We start from the raw sequence: 699 nt of genomic DNA, 5'->3' as shown, positions 1-699 counted from the left end.
GGCGAGGGGCAGAGCGCCACCGACTGGCTCGACCTCGGCCGTGCCAAGCAGATCTTCGACAACCTGTCGGCCCGGGGCTCGATGGAGCCGATGGTGGTCGTGATCGGCGGCGGTGACGGGCCGGCTGACGACAAGGAGCTGAAGGACCTCCGCACGGCGGTCGCGGACAAGTACCACGTCCTCCGCGACCCGGCGCATCAGGCCGTCGCCGGCGTGTCCGAGGGCGGGACGCGGGCGCTGCGTGCCGCTTTGACCAAGCCGAACGAGTTCGCCTACGCCGGCTCGTTCTCGGGCCTGCTGACGGAGAGCGCCGGCCGGCCGGACGCGAAAGCGATCAACCGCGGCCTCAAGCTGGTGCGTCTGTACACCGGGAACGTGACCGATCCCGCGTACAACGCGACCGACCGCCTCACCAAGGCGCTGGACCGCGCCGGTGTCAGGTACGAGTTCGACGGGGTCAACCCCGACGCCGGGGGGAACTGGAACGCCTGGCAGGAGAACCTGATCGATTTCGTGCCACGGCTGTTCCGCACGGTGCCGGATCACGGCCCGAGCGCCGGACACGGGCCGCTGAAGGGCGAGTTCACCCCGCCCGCAGCCGGCACCACTCCGACGCCGTTCGTGTCCGAGGGCGGTTTCGTCACCTTCGAGACCACGACGGCCTTCACGGACGCCAAGCACGTCACGGTGTGGGCGAAC

1 protein-coding gene is annotated in these 699 nt (G+C 70.1%); it reads left to right on the top strand.

What is annotated here, in order from left to right; translation table 11 throughout:
- Nucleotides 1-699, top strand: a 699-nt coding sequence (locus IL992_RS45580; protein WP_264295231.1) for an alpha/beta hydrolase, incomplete at both ends; no start/stop codon positions are given.

Origin of the sequence: Microbispora sitophila, from assembly GCF_014892245.1 — a bacterium.
In the GTDB taxonomy this organism is placed as follows: domain Bacteria; phylum Actinomycetota; class Actinomycetes; order Streptosporangiales; family Streptosporangiaceae; genus Microbispora; species Microbispora siamensis.
The sequence above is the reverse complement of the archived record's forward strand: the minus strand, read 5'-3'. Positions and strand labels throughout refer to the sequence as shown.